Annotated in this window: 18 protein-coding genes; 12 read left to right on the top strand and 6 right to left on the bottom strand. The window is 71.5% G+C overall.

The features are described 5' to 3' along the window. Positions 1-41 precede the first annotated feature (41 nt). Positions 42-1,646, bottom strand: a complete 1,605-nt coding sequence (locus tag ACXR8F_RS07000) for a DEAD/DEAH box helicase (protein WP_458799327.1) — start codon at positions 1,644-1,646, stop codon at positions 42-44. A 435-nt stretch (positions 1,647-2,081) separates the two neighbouring features. Between ACXR8F_RS07000 and ACXR8F_RS06995 the strand changes: the two genes are divergently transcribed. From ACXR8F_RS06995 to ACXR8F_RS06975, 5 genes are all read left to right on the top strand, one after another. Next, positions 2,082-2,984, top strand: a complete 903-nt coding sequence (locus tag ACXR8F_RS06995; protein WP_458799326.1) for an ABC transporter substrate-binding protein — start codon at positions 2,082-2,084, stop codon at positions 2,982-2,984. Then, positions 2,981-3,934, top strand: coding sequence for an amino acid ABC transporter permease (locus ACXR8F_RS06990; RefSeq protein ID WP_458799325.1), 954 nt, complete (start codon positions 2,981-2,983; stop codon positions 3,932-3,934). Before ACXR8F_RS06995 ends, ACXR8F_RS06990 begins: the two co-directional genes overlap by 4 nt. Further along, positions 3,934-4,791, top strand: a complete 858-nt coding sequence (locus ACXR8F_RS06985; protein WP_458799324.1) for an amino acid ABC transporter ATP-binding protein — start codon at positions 3,934-3,936, stop codon at positions 4,789-4,791. Before ACXR8F_RS06990 ends, ACXR8F_RS06985 begins: the two co-directional genes overlap by 1 nt. 105 nt (positions 4,792-4,896) lie before the next feature. After that, positions 4,897-6,216 carry a phenylacetate--CoA ligase PaaK gene (paaK, locus tag ACXR8F_RS06980; protein WP_458799322.1) on the top strand — a complete coding sequence of 440 codons (1,320 nt, stop codon included), beginning with the start codon at positions 4,897-4,899 and terminating at the stop codon, positions 6,214-6,216. A 117-nt stretch (positions 6,217-6,333) separates the two neighbouring features. Beyond that, positions 6,334-6,783, top strand: a complete 450-nt coding sequence (locus ACXR8F_RS06975; RefSeq protein WP_458799321.1) for a nitroreductase/quinone reductase family protein — start codon at positions 6,334-6,336, stop codon at positions 6,781-6,783. 98 nt (positions 6,784-6,881) lie between these two features. Here ACXR8F_RS06975 and ACXR8F_RS06970 read toward each other — a convergent pair whose 3' ends face one another. Both ACXR8F_RS06970 and ACXR8F_RS06965 read right to left on the bottom strand, forming a co-directional pair. After that, on the bottom strand, positions 6,882-7,430 hold the full coding sequence (locus ACXR8F_RS06970; RefSeq protein ID WP_458799320.1) for a hypothetical protein: 549 nt from the start codon (positions 7,428-7,430) through the stop codon (positions 6,882-6,884). A 323-nt stretch (positions 7,431-7,753) separates the two neighbouring features. Then, positions 7,754-8,134, bottom strand: coding sequence for a GntR family transcriptional regulator (locus ACXR8F_RS06965; protein WP_458799319.1), 381 nt, complete (start codon positions 8,132-8,134; stop codon positions 7,754-7,756). A gap of 116 nt (positions 8,135-8,250) precedes the next feature. Between ACXR8F_RS06965 and ACXR8F_RS06960 the strand changes: the two genes are divergently transcribed. From ACXR8F_RS06960 to galE, 7 genes are read left to right on the top strand one after another with little or no spacing between them, the layout of a single operon-like run. After that, on the top strand, positions 8,251-9,726 hold the full coding sequence (locus ACXR8F_RS06960; protein WP_458799318.1) for a cytochrome ubiquinol oxidase subunit I: 1,476 nt from the start codon (positions 8,251-8,253) through the stop codon (positions 9,724-9,726). Positions 9,727-9,742: 16 nt separating this feature from the next. Next, positions 9,743-10,792, top strand: a complete 1,050-nt coding sequence (gene cydB, locus ACXR8F_RS06955) for a cytochrome d ubiquinol oxidase subunit II (RefSeq protein ID WP_458799317.1) — start codon at positions 9,743-9,745, stop codon at positions 10,790-10,792. A 19-nt stretch (positions 10,793-10,811) separates the two neighbouring features. Further along, positions 10,812-12,497 carry a thiol reductant ABC exporter subunit CydD gene (cydD, locus tag ACXR8F_RS06950; RefSeq protein WP_458799316.1) on the top strand — a complete coding sequence of 562 codons (1,686 nt, stop codon included), beginning with the start codon at positions 10,812-10,814 and terminating at the stop codon, positions 12,495-12,497. Then, complete coding sequence (cydC, locus tag ACXR8F_RS06945) at positions 12,494-14,281, top strand: thiol reductant ABC exporter subunit CydC (RefSeq protein ID WP_458799315.1); 1,788 nt, start codon at positions 12,494-12,496, stop codon at positions 14,279-14,281. The genes cydD and cydC overlap by 4 nt, the downstream gene beginning before the upstream one ends. Positions 14,282-14,293: 12 nt before the next feature. Continuing rightward, positions 14,294-14,707: a BlaI/MecI/CopY family transcriptional regulator gene (locus tag ACXR8F_RS06940; protein ID WP_458799314.1), complete on the top strand. Its 414-nt coding sequence runs from the start codon at positions 14,294-14,296 to the stop codon at positions 14,705-14,707. 3 nt (positions 14,708-14,710) lie between these two features. After that, positions 14,711-15,607 (top strand): M56 family metallopeptidase, encoded by an 897-nt coding sequence (locus ACXR8F_RS06935; protein ID WP_458799313.1) that lies wholly within the window; start codon positions 14,711-14,713, stop codon positions 15,605-15,607. A 33-nt stretch (positions 15,608-15,640) separates the two neighbouring features. Continuing rightward, the gene (galE, locus tag ACXR8F_RS06930) at positions 15,641-16,657 is read left to right on the top strand and encodes a UDP-glucose 4-epimerase GalE (RefSeq protein WP_458799312.1); all 1,017 of its coding nucleotides are present in this window, start codon (positions 15,641-15,643) and stop codon (positions 16,655-16,657) included. A gap of 88 nt (positions 16,658-16,745) precedes the next feature. Here galE and ACXR8F_RS06925 read toward each other — a convergent pair whose 3' ends face one another. The 3 genes from ACXR8F_RS06925 to ACXR8F_RS06915 are packed head-to-tail and all read right to left on the bottom strand — an operon-like array spanning position 16,746 to position 23,460. Next, positions 16,746-19,898 (bottom strand): efflux RND transporter permease subunit, encoded by a 3,153-nt coding sequence (locus tag ACXR8F_RS06925; RefSeq protein WP_458799311.1) that lies wholly within the window; start codon positions 19,896-19,898, stop codon positions 16,746-16,748. Further along, on the bottom strand, positions 19,895-20,335 hold the full coding sequence (locus ACXR8F_RS06920) for a hypothetical protein (protein ID WP_458799310.1): 441 nt from the start codon (positions 20,333-20,335) through the stop codon (positions 19,895-19,897). The genes ACXR8F_RS06925 and ACXR8F_RS06920 overlap by 4 nt, the downstream gene beginning before the upstream one ends. Then, positions 20,332-23,460 (bottom strand): efflux RND transporter permease subunit, encoded by a 3,129-nt coding sequence (locus tag ACXR8F_RS06915; protein ID WP_458799309.1) that lies wholly within the window; start codon positions 23,458-23,460, stop codon positions 20,332-20,334. Before ACXR8F_RS06915 ends, ACXR8F_RS06920 begins: the two co-directional genes overlap by 4 nt. Positions 23,461-23,554 lie beyond the last annotated feature (94 nt).

Raw genomic sequence — 23,554 nt, 5'->3', positions numbered from 1 at the left:
TTCGCGAGGAAGTGAGCACTCGACGGGGTGGGGAGGCTGCGTCAGCGGGAGCGGCGGGCGCCGGCACGGGTGCCGGCGGAGAACGCCGCGGCGCTGCTGCCGCTGCTCGTCGAGTAGACGGTCGAGGAACCGCCCGAGCCGGCACCCCGACGGCCGGAGCCGGAGCCCGTGGCGCCGCCGCGACGACGCGAGCCCGCGCCGTCGCTGCGGCGACCGGCGGGCTGCCCGTCGCCACCCTGACCGGAGCGACCGGCAGCACTTCCGGATCCACGGCCGCCGGAGCGGCCGGACCCGCGGGTGCCCGAGCCACCGGCGCCGCCGGCAGCCTCGGGACGCTGACCACCGTGACCCCGGCCGCGGCCGCGACCGCGGCCCGCGCCACCGGACGTCGACCCTGCCGAGCCGGCCCCGTCACCGGAGCCACCCCGGTTCCCGGCGCCCGCGGGGACAGCCTCGCGGACGAGCCCACCGGCATACGACCGCTGGCCGGGTGCGAGCTCGCTGAGCAGCGGGTGGCCCAGGGCGACGCGGGTGGTCGTCGGCTTGATGCCGGCCTTGCGGGTCAGGTCGCGCACGTCGCGCACCTGGTCGTCGAGCATCATCGTGACGACGGTGCCCTCGTTGCCGGCGCGGGCCGTGCGGCCCGAACGGTGCAGGTACGCCTTGTGCTCGACGGGCGGGTCGGCGTGGATCACGAGCGCGACGTCGTCGACGTGGATGCCGCGGGCGGCGATGTCGGTCGCGACGAGCGTCTGCGCGCGACCCGAGTGGAAGTCGTCCATGTTGCGCGTGCGCGCGTTCTGGCTGAGGTTGCCGTGCAGCTCGACGGCCGGAACTCCCGAGGCGTTGAGCTGCTTGGCGAGCTTCTTCGCGCGGTGCTTCGTGCGCGTGAAGACGACCTTGCGGCCGGGCGCCGCGGTGAGGTCGAGGATGACGGGAAGGTGCGAGCCGTTGTCGACGTGGAGCACGTGGTGGCTCATCGTCGCGACGGGCGACTGGGCCGAGTCGGCCTCGTGCGTCACGGGATTCGTGAGGAAACGCTTGACGAGGACGTTGATGGCACCGTCGAGCGTCGCCGAGAAGAGCAGCCGCTGGCTGTCGCGCGGCGTCTTGTCCATGATGCGGCGCACGCCGGGCAGGAAGCCGAGGTCGGCCATGTGGTCGGCCTCGTCGAGGATCGTCACCTCGATGCCGTCGAGGAAGACATGGCCCTGCTGCATGAGGTCCTCGAGGCGCCCCGGGCAGGCGACGATGACGTCGACGCCCGCCCGCAGGCCCTGGACCTGGGGGTTCTGGCCGACGCCGCCGAAGATCGTCTGCGAGGTGAGGCCGAGCGCCTTGGCGAGGGGCGCCATGGCCGTGTCGATCTGGGCGACCAGCTCGCGCGTCGGGGCGAGGATGAGGGCGCGCGGACGGCGCGCCTGACGGCGACCGCCCGACTGGGACAGCCGCGTCAGCAGCGGCAGCAGGAACGCGTACGTCTTGCCGGAGCCGGTGCGGCCACGGCCGAGCACGTCGCGACCGGCGATCGAGTCGGGCAGCGTGGCCGCCTGGATGGGGGTCGGGATCGTGATGCCGAGGTCGTCGAGCACGCGGACGAGGTGGGCGGGCACGCCGAGCACGGCGAAGTTCGTGTCAGTGGACACAGGTGGGTACTCCAGAAAAAGTGGCTGGTCGTTCTGCCCGGCGCGAGGGGCCTCAACGGTGAGGGTCGCGGCGCAAGAGCGAATCGACGGGGCCGGCGAACAGACGCCAGGCCAAGAAGAGGCGGCCCGAGGCAGAACTGGGCGGACCGCTGCTGACAAGACTACCGGAGCGACCTGCTCATCCCCTAACCGGGGCCGCCCGCACCCCCTGGCGACGAGCCCTGCCGGACCCCTGCCGGACCTCTGCCGGACCCCTGCCGGACCCGCGGCCACCCCTGCAGCCACGGGCCGGCCACGCCATGGGCACACCTCGCTAACGGTTCGGCGGTTGCCGTGGGCTGCCGCGGGGAAAGGTGGCAGGATCGGCCAATCAGCCGGCGCACCGTCGCGCCCCGATCGTTTGAACGCCCGGAAGGACCAAGCAACATGCGTCGCATGTCCATCGTCGCCGTCAGCGGCGCCGTCGCCCTCGGCCTCACCCTCTCGGCCTGCGGGTCGGACTCTCTGTCCACCTCGCCCGGAGCGGGCAACACCTCCGCCGGGTCGGGCTCGACCGGCGCAGGCGGCGGTGTCGACCAGGCCCTCGCGGCCAAGGTGCCCGCGAAGCTCAAGACGGCCGGCAAGATCGTCGTCGGCACCGACCCGACGTATGCGCCCAACGAGATGCTGGCGACCGACGGCAAGACCGTCGAGGGCTTCGACGTCGACGTCTTCAACGCGGTCGCGGCCAAGCTCGGCCTGAAGACCGAGTACGTCCCGGCCGGGTTCGGCACGATCATCCTCGGCGTCACGAGCGGCAAGTACGACGTCGGCGTCTCCAGCTTCACCATCAACCCCGAGCGCAAGAAGCAGGTCAACATGGTGAGCTACTACAGCGCCGGCACCCAGTGGGTCGTCGCGAAGGGCAATCCCGAGAAGGTCAACATCGACGACGTCTGCGGCAAGAGCGTCGGCGCCCAGAAGGACACCGTCCAGGCCGAGGACCTCGCCGCTCGCAGCAAGAAGTGCACCGACGCCGGCAAGCCGGCCATCACGCAGGTCATCCAGACCGGTCAGGACCAGGTCACGGCCGATGTCGCGAGCGGCAAGACGGTCGCCATGCTCGCCGACTCGCCGGTCGGGCTGTATGCCGTCAAGCAGACGGGCACGCTCGAGGCGCTCGGTGAGATCTACGACTCGGCCCCCTACGGCTACGTCGTGCCGAAGAACCAGACGGACTTCGCCAACCTCCTCGTCGAGGCCCTCAAGGCCGCCAAGGCGGACGGCTCCTACGAGGCGGCTCTCAAGAAGTACTCGGTCGAGGCCGGCGCCATCGACACCTTCGCCCTCAACCCGTGAGCCACGCGGTGACCGACACGACCACCGACCGGCCGGGTGTCATCGACGCCCGGCCGGTCCGGCACCCCGGCCGCTGGGTGGCGCTGGCCGTCATCCTCGTGCTGCTCGGGATGCTGGTCAGCTCGTTCGTGACCAACGAGCGCTGGAACTTCCCCAAGGCGTTCGAGATCATGCAGCAGACGCCGGTGCTGGAGGGCCTCTGGAAGGGCACCATCATCGGCACCATCGGCTCGATGGTGATCGGCATCGTCGGCGGCATCATCATCGCGGTGCTTCGCCTGTCGGAGAATCCCGTCCTGCGCGGGGTGTCGTTCGTCTACACATGGTTCTTCCGCGGCATCCCGCGCCTCGTGCTGCTCGCGATGATCGGCAGCGGCATCGGCTTCCTCTACAACCGGGTCGACTTCGGGCTCCCGTTCGGGCAGCAGCTCGCCTCGTTCATGGGTCTGTCGAGCGACTTCACCTTCTTCACCCTCAACGTCAACCAGTTCTCGAGCACGCTGATCGCGGGCATCATCGGCCTGGGCCTCTCCGAGGCGGCCTACATGGCCGAGATCGCTCGAGCGGGCATCCTCTCGGTCGACCGCGGGCAGGGTGAGGCGGCCGCCGCGCTGGGCATGAACCGGGGGCAGGCGATGCGCCGCATCGTGCTGCCGCAGGCGATGCGCGTCATCGTGCCCCCGACCGGCAACGAGACGATCGCGATGGTCAAGGACACCTCGCTGCTCTCGGCCATCCCGGTCATCACCGAGCTCTTCTACCAGACCAGCGCCATCGGCAACCGGACGCTGCTCATCATGCCGGCCTTCGTCGCGGTCACCGCCTGGTACCTCATCGTCGGGTCGGTGCTCATGGTCGGGCAGTACTTCCTCGAGAAGCGGTTCGGGCGCGGCTTCGGCACCCCGAGCAACAAGCGGTTCGCCCGTCCCGCCGGAGCAGGAGGCGCCTGATGTCGGAGACCACCAGCACTGCGTCCACCGCGGCGGCCCGCACCCGCACGGGTGAGGAGCAGCCGCTCGTCCACGCGGTCAACGTCATGAAGAGCTTCCACGGCAACGAGGTGCTCAAGGGCATCGACCTCGACGTGCACCGCGGTGAGGTCGTCTGTCTCCTGGGCCCGTCGGGGTCGGGCAAGACGACGTTCCTGCGCTGCATCAACCAGCTCGAGGCCATCGACGGTGGCCGCATCTGGGTCGACGGCGACCTCGTCGGCTACCGGGACGAGGGCGGGCACCTGCACCACCTCACCGACAAGCAGGTGGCCACCCAGCGTCGCGAGATCGGCATGGTGTTCCAGCGCTTCAACCTCTTCCCGCACATGACGGCGCTCGAGAACGTCATGGAGGCGCCGGTCCAGGTCAAGGGCGTCGGCAAGAAGCAGGCGCGTGCGCGGGGGCTCGAGCTGCTCGAGCAGGTCGGCCTGGCCGACAAGCCGAACGCCTACCCGGCGCAGCTCTCGGGCGGACAGCAGCAGCGCGTCGCCATCGCCCGCGCGCTGGCCATGGACCCGAAGCTGATGCTCTTCGACGAGCCGACCTCGGCCCTCGACCCGGAGCTCGTCGGCGAGGTGCTGCGCGTGATGCGCGAGCTCGCCCGGCAGGGCATGACGATGATCGTCGTGACGCACGAGATGGGTTTCGCGCGCGACGTCGCCGACCACGTCGTCTTCATGGACGGCGGTGTCGTCGTCGAGGAGGGCAAGCCGAAGGACGTCATCCGCAACCCGCAGCACGAGCGTACGAAGTCGTTCCTCGCGCGCATGCGCACCGAGGACGCCGAAGAGGCCACCGACACCCATCGGCCCTGAGCCCCAGACACACCCGGTAACAGTCAACGCGTCACGGTTGCACCCGTGACGCGTTGACTGTTACCGGGTGTGTTGCTCAGGGCCGACGTGGGCAGAATGGGGGCCATGACGACGGAGTCACCCTCGGGCCGCCCGGCACTGCCCGACCACGAGATCCCGACCCTCGAGGTCGACGAGCTGCGCGCCACCCAGCTCGAGCGGCTCCAGCGGACGGTGCGGGCGGCATACGACAACGTCCCTCACTATCGGGCAGCCCTCGAGGCCAAGGGTTTCCACCCGGACGACCTGCGGTCGCTCGACGACGTCGCCCGTCTGCCGTTCACGACCAAGGCGGACCTCCGCGCCAACTACCCCTTCGGCATGTTCGCCGTGCCCCGCGAGCAGGTCGTCCGCATCCACGCGAGCTCGGGCACCACCGGACGTCCCACCGTGGTGGGCTACACGAAGGACGACATCGACACGTGGGCCGACCTCATGGCCCGCTCGATCCGCCTCGCCGGCGGCCACCCGGGTGACATCGTGCACGTGGCGTACGGCTACGGCCTGTTCACCGGCGGCCTCGGCGCGCACTACGGCGTCGAGCGGCTCGGCGCGACCGTGGTGCCGGTCAGCGGCGGCATGACCGAGCGGCAGGTGCAGCTCATCCAGGACTTCGGCCCGCGCGTCATCATGGTGACGCCCTCCTACTTCCTCAGCCTGCTCGACGAGATGGAGCGCTCGGGCGTCGACCCCGCCTCGACGACCTTGCGGGTGGGCATCTTCGGCGCCGAGCCATGGACCGAGTCGATGCGCCAGGAGATCGAGCGGCGCACCGGCATGGACGCCGTCGACATCTACGGCCTCTCCGAGGTGATGGGCCCGGGTGTCGCGCAGGAGGCGGCGACGACCAAGGACGGCCTGCACATCTGGGAGGACCACTTCTACCCCGAGGTCATCGACCCGGTGACCGAGGAGGTGCTGCCCGACGGCGAGCTGGGCGAGCTCGTCTTCACCTCGCTCACCAAGCAGGCGATGCCTGTGATCCGTTACCGCACCAGGGATCTCACGCGCCTGCTCCCCGGCACCGCGGTCCCGTCGATGCGCCGCATGGAGAAGGTGACCGGCCGCACCGACGACATGATGATCATCCGCGGCGTCAACGTCTTCCCCACCCAGATCGAGGAGCACGTGCTCGCCGAGCCGCGCCTCTCCCCCTACTTCCAGTGCGTGCTGACGCAGCCCGGTCGCATGGTCGAGCTCACCGTTCTCGTCGAGCCGCTCGCCCCGCTGGGCGCCGGTGAGGCCGACCAGATCGCCCGCACGCTCGAGGCGACGATCAAGCGGCGCATCGGCACGTCGTGCCGCGTGGAGGTGCGGGGTCCCGGCTCGATCGAGCGCTCCATCGGCAAGGCCCGCCGCATCGTCGACGAGCGCCCCAAGGCCTGAGCCCCTCCCGTATGCCGTCTCGGCTGTTCCGCGGCCATCTCTGGTTCGTGCGTGCTTGACTCGGGAGCAGGAGCGCGTCCGGGCCTCACCGGGCGCGTCGGTGGTGAGGAGGGCCTCGTGGCATCGATCGGTCAGCGCCTCTGGAAGGCGGGCAACACGGCGTCGGTCTGGCTCTACCGCCGCACCGGCGGGAAGGTCGGCGGGCGGGTGCGCGGCGTGCCCGTGCTGCTGCTCACCGTGCCCGGGCGCAGGACCTCCGTGGCGCACACGACGCCGGTCGGCTACTTCGAGCGCGACGGCTCCTACTACCTCGGGGCATCCGCCGGCGGGCAGCCCAAGGAGCCGCAGTGGATCCGCAACCTCCGGGCCAGCTCGACGGCGACGGTCCAGATCGGCCGCGAGAGCAGCCCGGTCACCGTCGAGATCCTGAGGGGCACGGAACGCGACTCCGTCTGGACCGATCTCGTCGTCGCGACGGCACCCTTCTTCGCGGACTACGAGACGAAGTCGGGGCGCCGCATCGCGGTCGCGAAGCTCACCCCGGCCGGGCCCGGGTCCACCACCTGACGTCCGGCCGGGATCGTGGAGGGTTCGCGTTGCCAGGACGGCAGGAAACCTCCACGGGGTCGCATTCACCGGCCGCGCGGTCAGCGGGTGCCGGCGGGTCAGGCGATGGGGGTGAGCACGACCCAGCCCACCGAGACCTGGCGCGTGGCCTCGGCCACCATGAGGGCTCCTGACGACGCGGGGAGCGTGTCGAGCACGAGGGACGCCTCGGTGCCGTCGCAGGGCACCGTGATCGTCGCCACCGGATCGCCCGACATCGGCTCCGACGGTGCCCCGTCGACGGCGCCACCCTCGGCCGGGCCCAGCACGTCGACGACGAGCCTGCCACCCGTGGTTGCGGGTAGACAGCGCCCGGCGATCCGGTAGCGCTGGCCCTTCCTCGTGAGCTGCCCGGTCTCCTGCGACCCGTTCCAGAAGAGGCCCTCGGCGTCGCGCACCTGCATCCGCGACACCTCGTCCTCGGACCGTGGCGGCAGCCCGAGGCGGTCGGCCGTCACGGCGGCGCCACCCTCGGGGACGGTAGTCATGTCGGGCCCGTCGACCGTGACCGTCGGGGCCGGCGCCGGGGTCCCGGCCGTGCACGCCGCGAGCGCCCCACCGAGCAGCAGGCACGCACCGACGGCCGCCATCACGCGCTGCACAGCCACGACGCTCACCGTCACCCCTCCCCGACCGGCTGGTTGCCACTGCACGGTACTGCGCCGACCGGCCTGGCGCGTGGTGTCACGTATCAGCGGCCCGACGACGGGCTCTGACCCACAGGGCCCACGGCCCGAGCATCCCCACAGCAGCAGGAGCACACCATGGGCATCCCTCCGCACGCCGCTCGCCTCGTCGGCACCTGGACGGCACAGTCGGCGCCGTCGCTACAGACGCCGTCGACCGGTCTGGCGCCATCGGGGCCCCGGCCGTCGTCCACCGCCCGTCAGATGCGGCGCGACCGCTCGCGCCGCCGCCTCACCACCATGCTTCAGCCGGCGCGCTGGGCGTCGCGGACGAGCTCGAGCGCGGCCGCGTCGTCGAGACCGGCCTGACGGCACTCGGCGACGAAGCGCGTGGCGAGAGCGGCGAGGGCCGCCTCTGCCGCGTGCGCACCTGAGGCGACGCTCGTGCCGGCGCGGCTGTGCGTCTCGACGAGACCAGCCGTCTCGAGCAGCTTGTAGGCGCGCGCCACCGTGTTGGCGGCGAGACCGAGCTGGCCGGCCAGACCTCGCACGGTCGGCAGCTTGTCACCCGGCAGCAGGCGGCCGTCACGGATGAGCGCCTCGAGCTGGGCGCGTACCTGCTCGAACGGTGCGGTGTGCGATGCGTGGTCCACGTCGAGCGCGAGGTCGGCCATCCCGAGATTCACCCATCGAGCCTGCGCGCGTGTCAATGCGGCTGGCTCCCGACCCGAACCAGGGCATCAACTACGACGTGTAGTATCTACTACGACCTGTAGTTCCGCTGACCCTCCGGGGAGCCTTGATGGATGCAACGGACCTGGCACGGTGGCAGTTCGCGATCACCACCGTGTACCACTTCCTCTTCGTGCCAATCACGATCGGCATGTCCGCGATCGTCGCCTTCTTCCACACCGCCTGGGTGCGCACGCACCACGAGCGGTGGCTCCGACTGGCGAAGTTCTTCGGCAAGCTCTTCCTCATCAACTTCGCGCTCGGCCTCGTGACCGGCATCGTGCAGGAGTTCCAGTTCGGCATGAACTGGAGCGACTACTCACGCTTCGTCGGTGACATCTTCGGCGCCCCGCTCGCCGTCGAGGCGCTGCTCGCCTTCTTCCTCGAGTCGACCTTCCTCGGCCTCTGGATCTTCGGCTGGGGCCGCATCCCCGAGAAGCTCCACGCGGCGACGATGTGGATCGTCCACGTCGGCACGGTGCTGTCCGCGTACTTCATCCTGTCGGCCAACTCGTTCATGCAGCACCCCGTCGGCTACACGTACAACAAGGCGACCGGGCGTGCCGAGCTCACCGACTTCTTCGCGGTGCTGACCAACAAGGTTCAGCTCGTCACCTTCCCGCACGTCATCTTCGCCGCCTACATGGCCGGAGGCGCCGTCGTGATGGGCGTCGCGCTCTGGTGCATGCGACGAGAGGCGCTGCGCGCCACGGACGCGGGTGAGGACCTTGCGCAGAGCGACGCCCCGATGTACCGCCGCGCCACCCGCATCGGCGCCGTCGTGACCCTCGTCGCCGCCCTCGGTGTCTCCCTCACCGGCGACGTGCAGGGGAAGATCATGACCGAGGTGCAGCCGATGAAGATGGCGGCCGCCGAGGCCCTCTACGAGTCGGTGCCTGCCGGCGAGGGCGCACCCTTCTCGGTGCTTTCAGTCGGCTCGCTCGACGGCTCCCATGCGAACGCCATCATCGAGGTGCCCGGCCTGCTCAGCTTCCTCGCGACCGGCAACTTCGGCGGCGCGGTCGAGGGCATCAACGACCTCAAGGCCCTGTATGCCGACACGTACGGGGCGAGCGGAAACCCGCTCGTGGCGTCGGCGACGGGCTACGCACCGAACATCCCGACCACGTACTGGACCTTCCGTCTCATGATCGGTCTCGGCCTGGCCGGCGCGGCCGTCTCCATCGCCGTGCTCTGGCTGACCCGGAAGGGCCGCACGCCGACCCACCGCTGGCTGCTCTGGGCGGCGATCCTCACGCCGTTCCTGCCGATCTTCGCCAACAGCTTCGGCTGGATCTTCACCGAGATGGGCCGCCAGCCCTGGCTCGTCTTCGGCCTCATGACCACGGCGACCGGCGTCTCGCCCGGCGTCTCGATCGGCGAGGTCATCACCTCGATGACCGTCTTCACGCTCCTCTACGGCGCTCTCGCCGTCGTCGAGATCAAGCTCTTCCTGCACTACGTGCGCAAGGGTGCCGAGCCCTTCGAGCAGCCGCAGGACCCCGCCGACCGTGACGAGGACGCCCCCCTCGCCTTCGCCTACTGAAAGGCACTGGACCGCAATGGATCTCGCAACGTTCTGGTTCATCGTCCTCGGCATCCTGTGGACGGGCTACTTCGTCCTCGAGGGCTTCGACTTCGGCGTCGGCATGCTGCTTCCCGTCCTCGGCGGCAAGAGGTACGCCACCGACGCCGCCGACGCCGAGAAGCGCCGCCGCGTGCTGCTCAACACGATCGGTCCGGTCTGGGACGGCAACGAGGTGTGGGTGCTCACGGCCGGGGGCGCGACCTTCGCCGCCTTCCCGCACTGGTACGCAACGCTCTTCAGTGGCTTCTACCTGCCGCTGCTCGTCATCCTCGTCGCGCTCATCCTGCGCAACCTCGGCTTCGAGTACCGCCACAAGCGGCCCGAGGCGCAGTGGAAGGCACGCTGGGACCTCGCGATCTTCTGGGGTTCGCTGGTTCCGGCCTTCCTCTGGGGTGTGGCGCTGACCAACATCGTGCGCGGTGTGCCGATCGACGCGAGCAAGGAGTTCACCGGCACCGTCTTCACCTTGCTCAACCCGGCCGGCCTGCTCGGTGGCTTCGTCTTCGTCGCCCTCTTCCTCACGCACGGTGCGATCTTCGTCGCACTGAAGACGGAGGGCCGCATCCGGCAGGAGGCCCGCGCGATCGCCGAGCGGGTGGGCAGCCTCGCCGCCGTGCTCGCCGTGGCCCTGCTGCTCTGGCTCGGGTTCACCGACGGCAAGGCCGCGTCCTGGGTGACCACCGTCGTCGCCGCAGTCGCCCTGCTCGGTGGGCTCGCCGCCAACCGGGCCGGGCGCGAGGGGTGGGCGTTCATCGGCACCGCCGTCACCATCGCCATGGCCGTCGCGACGTACTTCCTGACCCTTTTCCCGAACGTCATGCCGTCGTCGACGAACCCCGCGTGGAGCCTCACCGTCGACAACGCCTCGAGCACGGAGTACACGCTCAAGGTCATGACGGTCGTCGCGCTCGTCTTCACCCCGATCGTGCTGCTCTACCAGGGCTGGACGTACTGGGTGTTCCGGAAGCGTCTGGGCACCAAGCACATTCCCGACGACGCGCCGCTCGAGACCGCCCACCACTGACGATGCCCGAGGCCAGCCGATGAAGCCCTTCGACCCACGACTCCTCCGGGCGGTCCCGGCCGCCCGGAGGCCCGTCGGCGTGCTCGCCGCCACAGGTGTGCTGACGGGTGTCGCGACCATCGCCACGGCGTTCGCGCTGTCGGCGGTGGTCGTGGCGGTGGTCGAGCGCGGCGACCTCACGCAGCCCCTCGTCTGGCTGCTCGCGCTCTTCGTCGCGCGAGCCGCCCTCGCCGCCACCACCGAGTGGGTGGGGGCGTGGGCCGGGGTCTCGGTGTCGTCGGCCCTGCGGGCGTCGCTGCTGCGCGCGTGGGGCGCCCGTGACGCCGACTCGCGGCCCGACCCCGGCACCGCGGTGTCGCTCGCGACCTCCGGCGCCGCCGCCGTCGAGCCGTATGCCGCCCGCTACCTCCCGACGCTCGTGCACGCCGCCGTCGTGCCGGCCCTCGCCGTCGGCACGCTCGTCGTCGTCGACTGGCCGAGCGCCCTCGTCGTGGTGCTGACGCTGCCGTTGCTCCCGCTCTTCGCCGCCCTCATCGGCCGCGCCACCGAGGAGTCGACGCAGCGGCGCTGGTCCGCGCTGGCCGCGCTCTCCGGTCACTTCCTCGACGTCGTCCGCGGCCTGCCGACGCTCGTCACCTACGGGCGAGCACGACGCCAGGTCGAGACCGTGCTTGCGGTGAGCGACCGGCACCGCCGCGCCACGATGGAGACGCTGCGCATCGCCTTCCTCTCGTCGGCCGCCCTGGAGCTGTTGGCGACGATCTCGGTCGCCATCGTCGCCGTGACCGTCGGCCTGCGGCTCTCGCACGGCTCGATGGCCCTCGGCGCCGGGCTCGTCGCGATCCTCCTCGCGCCCGAGGCGTACTGGCCGGTGCGCCGGGTCGGTGCCGAGTACCACTCCGCCGCCGACGGCGCCATCGCCCTCGACGCCATCCTCGCCGAGCTCGACCACGCCCAGCCGTCCTCCCCCTCCCCTGCCACCCTCTCCTCGCCGAACGCAGCGTTCGATCGCGAACGCGCTGTTAGAACAGCGCATTCGGCGTCGAACGCTGCGTTCGGTGTGGGTGGGGAGGTGCGACTCGAGAGGGTCACCTACGCGTATGCCGGCTCGGCCGTCCCGGTCACCCGGGACCTCTCGCTCGTGGCCGGGCCCGGGCTGACCGTCGTCACCGGGCCTTCCGGCGGCGGCAAGTCGACGCTGCTCGACCTCGTTGCCGGGCTGCGGGTGCCCACCGCGGGCACCGTCGCCGCACCGCGTGCGCACTACGTCACGCAGCGGCCGTTCCTCGCGACCGGCTCGGTGCGCGAGGCGCTCACCATCGGACACCCTGCGACCGACGAGCAGCTGTGGGAGTCGCTCCGCGCCGTCGGCGTCGACGGGGTCGTCGCCTCTCTCCCCGGCGGGCTCTCGGCCGACCTCGGCGACGACGGCTTCGGCCTCTCCGCGGGCCAGCGACAGCGCCTCGCGCTCGCCCGGGCCTGGCTCGCCCCCGAGACGGTGCTGCTCCTCGACGAGCCGACCGCGCACCTCGACCCCGACGGGGCGGCGCACCTCGCCCAGGTCGTCGCCGACCTCGCCGAGCGGCGCGTCGTCATCGCGGTCACGCACCGCGACGAGCTGCTCGCCCACGCCGACCAGCACGTCGTGGTGAGGCGCCCCGACGCCGCAGGCTCCCCGCTCGACACCGAGGAGTCCGTCCGATGAGCGCTGACACCCGGCCCGTCTGGTGGCCCACCGCAGGCACCCTGCGAGGTGGGCTCCTCGGCGGCATCGCGACCGCCTCGGGCATGGCCCTGACCGCGACGTCCGGCTGGCTCATCGTCCGGGCGGCCGAGCGGCCGGTCATCCTCACCCTGCTCACCGCCATCGTCATGGTGCGCGCGTTCGGCATGGCCCGGCCCGTGTTCCGCTACTGGGAGAGGCTCGTCAGCCACGACGCCGCGCTGCGGCTGCTCGCCGACCGTCGCACCCGGGCCTACGAGGGCCTCATCCCCCTCACCCCGGCGAGGCTCGGCCGACGGCGCCGCGCGGACGTGCTGACCGGCGTCGTCGACGACCTCACCGACGCCGTCGACGCGCAGGTGCGCGTCACCGTGCCCGTCCTGTCGACGGCGGTCGCCGGAGGCATCGTCATCGCCCTGGCCATGGCCCTCTCGATGCCGGTCGGACTGGTGATGCTCGCGCTCGGGTGCGTCGTGGTCCTCGTCAGCGCGCTCGCCGCCGCGCTCGAGTCCCGTTCTTTCCCCGAGCTGCTGGCTGCACGCGCCGAGGTCACCCGGGTCTGCGAGCTCGTCGCGAGCCAGTCCGGTGAGCTGCGGGCCGTCGGGGGCTGGGCGACCGCCATGACCTGGCTCGACCGGGCCCACGACACCCTGGCCCGCAGCACCCGGCGCATCAGCGCGGGTCGCTCGCTCGCTGCGTCGCTCTACCTCGTGGCCGTGGGCGCGGCCGTGGCGGTGACGGCCGTCATCGCGCGCGACCTCGACGTCGCCACGCCGGTCAAGGCGCTGCTCGTGCTCACGCCGGTCGCGGTCTCGGACGCCGTCACGCCGCTCGTCGACGCCATGCGCGCGCTGGCCCGGGCCCGCGGCAGCGAGCGCCGCGTCGACGCCCTGCTCGGCCTCTCCCCCGCCGTCGTCGACCGCACCACCGAGACCGCGGCCGACACCGCGGCCGACACCGTGCGCGACACCGCAGCCGACACCGACGTCACCGTGGCCGCCCGACCCGGCGCGACGGCATACGGACGCGGCGGCGTCGTGCTGCGCGACGTCACGGCGTCGTGGACCGGTGAACGCACCGACCTCGCCTCGACCGACCTCGTCGTCGAGCCCGGCACGTCGGTGGCCGTCACGGGCGCGAACGGCAGCGGCAAGTCGACCCTGCTCGCCGTGCTCGCCCGGCACCTCGACCCGACGAGCGGCACCTACCACCTCGACGGCGTCGATGCGCTCGACCTCCCTCTGGCACAGACGCGTTCGCAGGTCGCCGTCGTCGACGACGAGACCCACGTGCTCGCGACGAGCCTGCGCAACAACCTCGTGCTGGCCCGTCCGGACGCCACCGACGACGCCGTCGACGCCGCCCTGGCGGCCGCCGGCCTCACGGCCCTCCGTACGAGCCTCCCCGACGGCCTCGACACGACCCTCGGCGCCGGGGGACGCGGCCTCTCGGGTGGCGAGCGCGCACGCCTCGGCATCGCGCGGGCCCACCTCAGCGAGCGGCCGCTCGTGCTGCTCGACGAGCCGGTCGCCCACCTCGACCCGCCCACGGCCCGTGCCGTCGTCGAGGACCTCACGTCCCTCACGAACCGGCCGGGCGCCCGCGGCACTCCCCGGACGATCATCATGGTGACCCACCGCGACGACGGCGCCGACCTGTTCGACCGTGTCGTCGAGGTGCGGCGCCGGCCATCGGCGACGATGGCACCCACCGCGGTCACCCAGCCGGGCGACCGCACGCACGGAAGCGGCCGCACCGGCCGATAGATTGGAACCGCCATGCCCAGCACACCCCGCAACCGCCTCGGCGACCTCGAGCGCGCCGTCATGGAAGAGCTCTGGCGCACCGCCGACGCCCACCCCGAGGGCCGCACGGTGCGTGAGGTCCACGACTCCATCGGCGTCGAGCGCGGCCTCGCCTACACGACCCTCATGACGGTGCTCGACCGCATGGCGAAGAAGGACCTCGTCCAGCGCGAGCGCGACGGCCGCGCCTGGCGCTACACGCCCGCGTCGAGCCGCGCCGAGCTGACGTCCGAGTCGCTGCACCACACCCTCGGCGAGCTCGCCGGCGACACGCGCCGGTCGGCCCTGCTGCACTTCCTCGACGAGTCGACCCCCGAGGAGATCGACGAGCTGAAGGCCGCCCTCGCCGAGCTCGAGGCGCGCCGACCCGACCAGCGCAGAGCCTGACCTGTGCTCGTCGTCGCGGGACTCGTCGCCCTGGCGGTCCTGCTCGCCTGGCCGGTCCCCCGCGCCCTCGCCCGGGTGACCAGCCTCCGTCGTGCCCCGCGCGCGGCGCTCGTCCTGTGGCAGTCGACGGCCGTGGCGGCGGTGCTCGCCGCCCTGCTCGCCGCACCTGCAGCCCTGCCGGCGCTGCTCGGGCGCGAGGTGCGCCTGTCGCAGAGCTGGCCCACCGTCACCGTCGCCGCCCTCCTCAGCGCCGTCGTCGCCGTGCGGCTGCTGCTCTCGGGCGACCGGGTCGGGCGCAACCTGCGCGCGGCGCGACGCCGCCACCGCGAGCTCGTCGACCTGCTCGGCACGCCCGGTGAGGGGGCCGACCGCCACATGCGGGTGCTCGAGCACACGACCCCGACGGCATACTGCGTGCCCGGTGTGCGGCGCCGCGTCGTGCTCACCCAGGGCACCCTCGACCGGCTCGGCCCCGACGAGCTCACCGCCGTCCTCGCCCACGAACGCGCCCACCTCGCCGCCCGGCACGACCTCGTCATGGAGTTCTTCACCGTCGTGCACGAGGCGATGCCGCCGTGGCTGCGCTCCGAGGCGGCGCTGCGCGAGGTGCACCTGCTCATCGAAGTGCTCGCCGACCGCGCCGCCGTGCGCCGTGCCGGCGCCGTCAACACCGGGCGCGCCATCGTGGCGATGGCCGGGGGCCCCAAGCCGGTGGGCGCGATGGCGATGGCCGACAGCACCCGCGTCGCGAGCGCCCGCATCCAGCTGCTCGACGCCGACCGCATCGCCGGCCTCCCGGTGGGCGTGGTCGCCGCGACCATGTATGCCGCCTCGGCCGTCCTCGTCGCCGTCCCCCTCGCGCTCTACGGCCTCGCGATCGCCGAGCTGTCGCTCGTCTGACGCCCCCGGCGCCGCCCTCGATAGGGTGGGCGCATGCGCGTACTCGTCAGCGGCGGAGCCGGTTACATCGGCTCGCACACAGTGGTCCAGCTCGTCGCGGCAGGGCACGACGTGCTCATCGTCGACAACTTCGCCAACAGCAAGCCGACGGTGGTCAACCGGCTCGAAGCCCTCACCGGGCGGCACCTGCCGGTGCACTCGTTCGACCTGCGAGACCACGACAAGACCGAGCACCTCTTCGCCAACGAACGCATCGACGCGGTGATCCACTTCGCCGGTCTCAAGGCCGTCGGCGAGAGCGTCGAGCTGCCCCTCGAGTACTACGAGAACAACCTCGTCTCGACGTTCTCCCTCGTGCGGGCCATGCGGCGACACGGCGTGAGCAAGCTGGTCTTCAGCAGCTCCGCCACGGTCTACGGCCACAACGCACCTCCTCTGGTCGAGGAGATGCCGACTGCGGCTACCAACCCCTACGGCTGGACCAAGGTGATGATCGAGCAGATCCTGCGCGACGTCGCGGCCGCCGACCCGTCGCTGCGCATCGCCCTACTGCGCTACTTCAACCCAGTGGGTGCCCACGCGAGCGGCACCATCGGCGAGGACCCGCAGGGCATCCCCAACAACCTCATGCCGTTTATCGCCCAGGTGGCCGTCGGTCGCCGCGAGAAGCTGCAGGTCTTCGGCGACGACTACCCCACCCCTGACGGCACGCCGCTGCGCGACTACATCCACGTCGAGGACCTCGCGTCCGGTCACCTCGCCGCGCTGACCCGGCTATCTCAGGTAGACGAGCCGGTGTCGACGTGGAACCTCGGCACCGGGCACGGCACGAGCGTGCTCGAGGTGCTGCACGCGTTCGAACGCGCCGTCGGCCGAGAGCTGCCCTATGAGGTCGTCGGCCGCCGCGCCGGTGACCTGCCCGAGTCCTTCGCCGACCCGTCACGCGCCAATGACGAGCTCGGCTGGCGTGCGGAGAGGACGATGGACGACATGTGCGCCGACCAGTGGCGGTGGCAGCAGGCCAACCCCACCGGCTACCCCGACGCCTGACCCCTCCGGTCCCGAGGCCGTATGCCGCCGGCCGACCCCACGCGTCGGCCCACCCCGCCAGGACGTCGGGGAGCGAGCACTCGAGGGGTCACACGCGTACGCCGAGCTCGGCGGCCGTTGCCGTCTCGGTCGCCGCGGCGCGGTGGAACCGGAGGTAGAGCGACGGCACGACGAACAGGCTGAGCATGGTCGAGGTGAGCAGGCCACCGAGGATCACCACGGCCAGCGGGTGCTCGATCTCGTGGCCCGGCCGCTGGCCGAGGACGACGAGGGGCACGAGCGCGAGCCCGGTCGCGAGCGTCGTCATGAGGATCGGGGCGAGGCGCTCGCGGGCGGCGCGCACGACGAGCTCCACGCCGAACGGCTCACCCTCGACCTCCTCGAGGTGCTGAGCGTGGTTGATGAGCAGGATGCTGTTGCGCGCCGCGATGCCGAAGACCGTGAAGAAGCCGACGATCGAGCCGAGTGACAGAATGCCCTCACCGACGCGGGCTGCGAGCACCCCACCCACCAGCGCCATGGGCAGCGTGAGGAAGACGAGGGCGGCGAGCCGCCAGCTGCGGAAGGACGCCTGCAGGAGCAGGAGGATGAGCACCGCGGCGATGACGGCGGAGGTGACGAGGCGGCTCTGTGCCATCTGCAGCTCCTTGTACTCGCCGAGCACCTCGGCGTGGTAGCCGAGGGGGTACTCGACGCCCTTGAGCTTGGCGTTGATGTCGTTCACGACGGAGGCCAGGTCACGACCCTCGACGGAGGCCCCGACGTCGAGCCGGCGGGAGTCACCCTGACGCTCGATGGCGTTGGGGTTGGGCGCCACGGTGACCGTGGCCACCTGGCTCAGCGGGACCTTCTTGCCCGACGGGGTGTCGATGGGCATCCGCTGGAGGGCGCTGACGTCAGCGCGGCTGCTGGGCGTGCCCCAGACGACGACGTCGTACGCGCGCCCTGCCCGGAAGATGTCGCCGACCTCCTCGCCCGCCACCATCGTCGCTGCGGCCCGGCGGACGTCACCGGGCTTGAGGCCGAGCTTCTCGGCGGCGTCGAGCTTCACCTCGACGTCGACCTGCGGGATGTCGGCCGAGATGTCCGTGTGGGCGTCGACGACGCCCGGCACCGACGCGATGAGGTCGAGGATCTCGGCCGACTTGTCGCGCAGCACGTCCAGGTCCTCGCCGTAGACGCGCACGATGATCGGCTCCTTGCCACCGGTCAGCACCTCCTCGACGCGTTCGTCGAGGTAGGTCTGCACCTCGGCGAAGAGCCCCGGGTACTTCGCGGCGATCTCGTCGATCTGGTCGCGTGCGGCCGTGTAGTCGGCGTCGGGGGCGAGGCTGATCCAGTTCTCGCCGAAGTTGACGCCGAAGACCTCCTCGCCGAGCAGGGCCTGGCCGATGTGGGCGCCGAAGCTGCGCACGCCGGGCACGGCCATGATCTCCTTGCTCACGGCCGTCGTCGTGCGCTCCGTCTCGGCGACGGACGTGCCCGGGACGCCGACCCAGTGCATGAGGAAGTCGCGCTCCTGGAAGGCCGGGAACAGGCTCTGCCCGAGGCCCGAGCCGACACCGATCCCGAGCAGGAACACGACCACCGCGGAGGCGTAGATCCGTCGCGGTCGGGCCACGATGCGGCGCAGGCCGGCGGCGTAGTGCTTCTGCAGCCAGCGCACGACCGGTGACATGTGCCGTTCGACGGGAGCCTTGCGCAGCAGGATGAGGCAGAGCGCCGGCGTCAGGGTGAGCGCGACGAGCATCGAGGCCAGGATCGCGAGCGTGTAGGTGACCGCCAGCGGCCGGAAGAACGCGCCCGTCAGGCCGACGAGCAGGAAGACCGGGATCGACGCGGCGACGATGATGAACGTCGCGTAGACGATCGGGCTGCGCACCTCGAGCGAGGCCCGCAGGATCACCGAGGCCGTCGGCTCCCCGTCGCCGGCGAGGCGGGACTCGCGCAGCCTTCGCACGATGTTCTCGGCGTCGATGATGGCGTCGTCGACGACCGCGCCGAGGGCGATGACGAGACCGGCGAGCGTCATCGTGTTGATCGTCGCCCCGCGCCAGTGCAGCACGAGCAGCGCCATGATCAGCGACAGCGGGATCGTCAGCAGGCTGATCAGCGCGACGCGCCACTCGAACAGGAAGAGCAGCAGGATCACGACGACGAGCAGGAACCCGAGGAACAACGCCTGCGAGAGGTTGGAGATCGCGAGCTTGACGAAGTCGGCCTGCTGGAAGACGTGCGTGTCGAAGACGACGTCGGGCAACCCCGGCCGCAGCTCGTCGATCGCCTTCTCGACCCCGGCCGTCAGGTCGATCGTGTTGGCCCACGGCAGCTTCTCGACGACGAGGAGCACGCCCGGCTCACCGTTGACGACGGCACTGCCGATGAGCGGCTGGTGGTCCTCGGCCACCGTGGCGACGTCGCCGAGGGTCGTCGGCGACGTCGTGCCCTCCACAGGCACCTGGGCGAGGTCGGCCGGAGTGATGATGGGCAGGACGTTGCGCACCGGCATCCGCTGGTTCGCCGACTCGATGACGCCGCCCGTGCCGATGACGCTCCCGGTGGAGAAGCGCAGCAGGCCCGAGTCGACAGCGGCTGCGGTCGTCTCCATGACCTGGTCGAGGCTGACGTTGCGTGTCGCCATGCGGTCGGGCTCGGCCTGCACCGTCATGAGCTGGAGGCGCTCGTTCCAGATGGCGACGTTGGCGACGCCGGGCACCTGAAGCAGCCGCGCCCGGATGTTCCAGTAGGCACTCATCGACATCTGGATGATCGACGACGTCGACGAGGTCATCCCGATCTGCATCGCGCGGCCGGTCGCGGAGACCGGCGCGAGGATGACCGGCGGCGCCGCCCACGTCGGCAGGGTCGGCGAGACGATGGCCAGCCGCTCCTGCACGAGCTGCCGGGCGTGGAGCAGGTCGGTGTCGGCCGAGAACAGCAGCTCGATGGACGACAGCTGGGGCACCGAGCGGGAACGCATGTCCTCCAGGCCCTGGAGCCCGTTGAGGCCCTGCTCCAGCGGGACGGTCACGAGCTCCTCGACGTCGGAGGTCGACAGGCCCACGCTCGCCGTCTGGATGACGACGCGCGGCGGTGCGAACTCCGGGAAGACGTCGACGCGCATCCGTGACATGGACGTGATGCCGACGACCATGAGCGCCACCGAGGCGGCCACGACGATGAAGCGCAGGCTCAGGCTGGTCCGGACGATCCAGGCGATGGCCGAACGCCGCGGCTTCACTGCTCGCCGTCTATCTCCAGCTCGGCACCGAGCACCTCCGGCGCGCCGACGACGACGACCGGGGTGCCGACAGCCGGGCCGGCGGTGAGCGTGGCGACGTCACCCTCGATGCCGGCGACCGTGATCGGGGCCCGCTGGTACTTGTGCTCGCCGGTCTCCGCATACGTCCACGTCGTCCCGTCGAGGTAGTAGACGACGGCGGAGTACGGGATGGTCAGGCGCCCGGCTGTGGTCGCCCTGGCGACCGCTGCCGTCTCGAGGCCGATGGCCTCGGCGGCGTCGGCGCGCAGCGCGACGGACTTCACCTCGCTGCCGGCGACGTCCTCGACGACGGAGGGTGGCTCCGGCGTCGGCTCGGGTTCGGCGGAGCAGGCGGTGACGGTGAAGGCGAGAGCGACCACGCCCGCCACGGACGACAGGGACCGGGCGATGCTCATCGGTCCACCTCCTTGGTGTCGGCACACAGGGCTGGGACGACGAGCAGGACCACGAGGACGCTCGTGACGAGGCCGCCGATGACGGTGAGGGCGAACGGCCGGAACACCTCGGAACCGGCCCGGTCACCGAGCACCACGGCCGGCAGGAGAGCCAGCGCGGTGATCAGGGCGGTCCGGACCACGGGCACGATCCTGCTGCGGGTCAGCTCGGAACGTGCGGCCGCGACGGCGATGGGCGACCCGTCGGCGGCCGCGGACGCGTTCGCCTCCTCGGCTTCGAACTGGAGGCTGCGCACCGTCGCCAGCCCGCCGACGAGCGTCAGCAGGGTGACGGTCAGGAAGCCGAGCATCGGGCCGAGGGTGCCGAACCCACCCACGAGGGGCGCGACGCCGATGCTGCCCGCCCCGCCGAGAGGTGCCAGCAGGAGCAGGAGGGCCGCCGGCCGCCATCTCCCGATCGCCGCCTGCAGGACGAGGAGGATGGCGATGAGCACCCCGAGCGCCACGAGCCCGACCCGGCGCAGGTCCGACTGCCGGTCGACGGCGTTGCCGATCACCTGCAGGTGTGCCTCGCTGGGCATGGACACTCGGGCGGCCGCGGTGCGGACGTCGTCGAGCACGCCCTGCGCGTCGGAGCCGGTGACCTCGGCGACGACCTCGACCGAGCGCATCACCTGGTCGTGCACGATCGAGGCCGGTTCGGGCCCGACACTGAGCTTGGCGACGTCACCGAGCCGGACCTGCTTGCCGGACGGGGTGTCGATCCGGACGTCGGCCAGGGTCGAGAGGTTGGCCCGAGCGGTCGGCGTGCCGAGCACCACGACGTCGAAGACCTTCGCCTGCTCGTAGAGGTTGCCGACGGTGAGGCCCGAGACGAGCGTCGTCGCCTCACGGCGGACGTCGCCCGGGCGCAGGTCGTAGCGCTTCGCCGCGTCCAGGTCGACCTCGACCCGGACGGTGGGTTGCATCGGCGTCGCCAGGACCCGCGCAGCGGAGAGGCCGGAGACCTCGGACAGCTGGTCCGCCACCTGCTCGGCCGTCGCCCGGAGGCTGGGCAGGTCCTGACCGAGCACGCGCACCATGACGCCGTGCTCACCCCCGGCCGTGGCGGCGGCGAGCCGGTCCTGCGTGTAGGTGAGCTGGTCGACGCGTACGCCGGGGAAACCGTGCGCCACGCGGTCGATGGCAGCCCGCGTCGTCCCGTAGTCGGCTGCGTCGTCCAGACGCAGCCACAGCTCGCCGGCGTTGACGTCGCCGAGCTGGTCGGAGGTCACGGCGCGGCCGTTGTGGCCGGCCACGTGGGTCACGCCGTCGACGGCCTGCAGCTTCGAGGCCATCAGACCTGCGATGCGGTTCATCTCCGGGAGGGACGTGCCCGGCGCGGCCTGGAGGGTGAGGAGCACGTCACGGTCACGTGCCTGCGGCACGAGGGAGGTGCTCGACAGCTGGGGAAGCGCCGTGAGCGCGACGAGCAGCAGCACTCCCGCTGCGGCCCAGGCGAGCCCGTGCGACTGGGAGAAGCGTTCGGCGACCCGCCGGACCGCGTCCGTCGCGCGCCTGAGCGAGGCCCATGACGCCTCCGGCCGCGGTGGACCCTGCATGAGCAGATGGGTCAGGGCCGGCGTCAGGGTCAGCGACACCACCAGACCGACGCCCATCGACAGGGCGAGGGCGGCGACGAGGGGGCGGCTGAACGCTGCCGCGGAGGGGCCGAGGGCCAGGGTCGGGGTCAGGGCCAGGGCACCGACGAGGAGAGCCACGGCCGTGTTGCGCAGGGTGCGGCGCAGGGTCCGAGCCACGAGCTCGCCCGGGGGAAGGCGGTGCGGCGCCTGCTCCTGCGCCCGGGCCTGGGCTCGGACGCCGTCGACGTCGGCCGTGGCCACCGCGAAGGTCACCACGGTCGCGACGAGCATCGCCGACAGGGTGATGCTCGTGAACGTCTCGCCGAGCAGGTAGAGCACGGTGAAGGTGCCGGCCAGGGTGACCGTGACGGCCGCCCCCACGACGAGCGCGGGGCGCCACGAGCGGAACAGCGCCCAGCTGCCCAGCAGGAGGACGAGCAGCGCCAGTCCGCCCGTCAGGCCGATGCTGCGAGTGGCGCTCTCGAGGTAGGTCGCCGGCCGGTAGACCGAGGTGTCGACCGTGATGCCGCCGAGTCCGGGCGCGAGGCTCGCCATCGCCTCCTCGACCGAGCGGGTGACCTCTGCCGTGTCGGCTCCGGGGAACTTCTGCACGACGAGGAAGAGCGTCGGGTCGGCGTTCACGGCGTCGCCGATGAGGGGCTGGTGGTCCTCGATGACCTTCGTGACGTCGGACAGCTTCAGCGGCGGCGTGGTGCCCTCGATCGTCACCTGGCCGAGGGTGTCCGCGGTCGTGATCGGCAGGATGTGCTGGACGGCGAGCCGCTGGGTCTGGCCCTCGACGAAGCCGCCGGTTCCGGGCGTCGAGGCCTCGACGAAGGTCAGCGGTGAGACCCACAGGGCGTTGCCGGCCGTCTCGATGACCTGGGTCAGCGTGACGCCCTTGCTGCTCAGGGTCGCGGGGTCGGCCTGGATCTGCAGCTGCCGGTCACGCATGCCGTAGACGGACACGTTGGCCACACCGGGGATGCCCATGAGCCTCGGACGCACCTTCCAGCGCGCGAGGACGGACATGTCGATGAGCGAGACGCTCTTGGACGTGAGACCGATCATCGACACCCGGCTCGCCGACGCGAGGGGCTCGACCATGACGGGCGCGCTGCCCACGTTGGGGAGTGCGTGCGCCTGGGTGAGCCGCTCCTGCACCATCTGGCGGGCGGCATACAGCTCGGTGCCCGGCTCGAAGACCACGTCGATGGCCGACAGCCCGGACTGCGAGCGGGAGTGGATGTGGTCGAGCCACGGGACACCGTTGAGGAGGTCCTGCTCGAGGGGCACGGTGATGAGCTGCTCGACCTCGGCCGCGGACAGCCCGAGGGCCTCCGTCTGCACCTGGACCGCCGGGGGCATGAACTCCGGGAGGAAGTCGACCTTCGCCGACCCCAGCTGTGTGCCGGCGAGCACGAGGACACCGACGGCAGCGGCGATGGCGAGCCGCCCGAAGCGGGGCGTGCCCTCCCGCGTTCGGCCGGGCCCGCGGGTCACCGACCCTTCAGCCGACGCCTCGAGCGGACCCGCCTGCCCAGCCGGCGGCGCAGCTGTCCTGCGACGCAGTCCCGGAATCCCCATTTCGAACCCC

The organism is Terrabacter sp. AAH1, from assembly GCF_054456855.1.
The sequence above is the reverse complement of the archived record's forward strand: the minus strand, read 5'-3'. Positions and strand labels throughout refer to the sequence as shown.

What these genes read in the sequence shown, in the direction of transcription:
- cydC (WP_458799315.1), top strand. Translation starts at nt 12,494, where the DNA reads ATGAGCGCTGACACCCGGCCCGTCTGGTGGCCCACCGCAGGCACCCTG.
- ACXR8F_RS06960 (WP_458799318.1), top strand. Translation starts at nt 8,251, where the DNA reads ATGGATGCAACGGACCTGGCACGGTGGCAGTTCGCGATCACCACCGTG.
- ACXR8F_RS06920 (WP_458799310.1), bottom strand. Translation starts at nt 20,335, where the DNA reads ATGAGCATCGCCCGGTCCCTGTCGTCCGTGGCGGGCGTGGTCGCTCTC.
- ACXR8F_RS06985 (WP_458799324.1), top strand. Translation starts at nt 3,934, where the DNA reads ATGTCGGAGACCACCAGCACTGCGTCCACCGCGGCGGCCCGCACCCGC.
- ACXR8F_RS06940 (WP_458799314.1), top strand. Translation starts at nt 14,294, where the DNA reads ATGCCCAGCACACCCCGCAACCGCCTCGGCGACCTCGAGCGCGCCGTC.
- cydB (WP_458799317.1), top strand. Translation starts at nt 9,743, where the DNA reads ATGGATCTCGCAACGTTCTGGTTCATCGTCCTCGGCATCCTGTGGACG.
- paaK (WP_458799322.1), top strand. Translation starts at nt 4,897, where the DNA reads ATGACGACGGAGTCACCCTCGGGCCGCCCGGCACTGCCCGACCACGAG.
- cydD (WP_458799316.1), top strand. Translation starts at nt 10,812, where the DNA reads ATGAAGCCCTTCGACCCACGACTCCTCCGGGCGGTCCCGGCCGCCCGG.
- galE (WP_458799312.1), top strand. Translation starts at nt 15,641, where the DNA reads ATGCGCGTACTCGTCAGCGGCGGAGCCGGTTACATCGGCTCGCACACA.
- ACXR8F_RS06995 (WP_458799326.1), top strand. Translation starts at nt 2,082, where the DNA reads ATGTCCATCGTCGCCGTCAGCGGCGCCGTCGCCCTCGGCCTCACCCTC.